This window comes from Acinetobacter sp. YH16044, assembly GCF_013417145.1.
GTDB lineage: Bacteria > Pseudomonadota > Gammaproteobacteria > Pseudomonadales > Moraxellaceae > Acinetobacter > Acinetobacter amyesii.
The window spans coordinates 1-1,187 of record NZ_VPEK01000165.1; the positions used below are offsets into that span (position 1 = coordinate 1).

General features: G+C 39.3%; 1 pseudogene. It reads right to left on the reverse strand.

The features are described 5' to 3' along the window. A pseudogene (locus FTV38_RS18340) lies at nucleotides 1-1,144 on the reverse strand (IS3 family transposase); the annotation flags it as partial. Nucleotides 1,145-1,187 lie beyond the last annotated feature (43 nt).

Here is a 1,187-nt window from a genome sequence, read left to right on the forward strand (position 1 = left end):
CAATTATAAATCATAATAGATTCCGCAATTAAGTGATCTAACTCCTTCATGGTTTGACATCGTGTAATTAAAAACTCCTGCTTTAATATTCCATTAATCCGCTCTGCTAATGCATTCTGGTAACAGTCTCCTCCATCTGTCATAGAAGGACATACCCCATAATGGCGTAATGCCGATTGATATAGTTCAGAGCAATACTGAGAGCCTCTGTCTGAATGATGAATCATCCTTGTCGCTCGATCCGTCACATGCTGCATCGCCATATGTAGAGCCTGCACAACATTCTCCGCACGCATATCATTCGATAACTTATAACCTTTAATCTGACGGGTATAAGCATCTGTCACTAAGGATAAATAATGTACGCCTTCAGCACTCTCAACATAAGTAATATCACTAACAAAGACTTCGTTGGCTTGCACTGCTGAATAATCCTTTAATAAATTTGGATGCTTCTTCATCCAATGCTTGCTATCTGTAGTTTTTGTATAGCGACGCTTGGGGCGAATCAATAAATTATGCTCTTTCAATATTTTAAATAACTGATCCCGTCCACACTTTAAACCACGCTGCAACAATTTGCCTTTAATAAGCCAATACAGCTTACGTGTTCCGATACTTGGCATGAGACAACGATATTCCATAACCAACTCAAGTATTTGTTCAGTTGCTTGTGCAGTCATTTGAGCACGTTTTTCTGCTTGATAATAAGCTTGTCGGGTGATTCCCAACCACCGACAATAACGTGAAACGCTTAGTCTTCTTTGGCTTTGCCAATCTTTGAAACGTGCTCGGTATACTTTTTTCCAAGATCAGTCCCACATTCTTTATCAATGTGATAAATCACATCCTGAATAAATTCAGTTTTAAGCTTTTCTGCGGCTAACTGCTTTTCTAATTGGCGGATTCGTTGTTGGGGGGTTAATTGGCGTTTAGAAGAAGTCGGCATATTCGAAGTCCAGTCCTGTTGTCCGTGCTTGCGTAACCATACCAGCACAGTTGATCTTCCTTGAATACCATATTTTGCCTGAGCTTGTTTATAAGTAATTTGCCCTTTTTCTACTTCATGTACAACCATCATTTTAAAGGCGAAGCTATAATCACGTTGTGTGCGTTTAACTCGTTGTTCTTGTGCATGTTCCATAAAATAAGTCTCTTAAGGTGTAAACTTATTTCAGGACGGGACA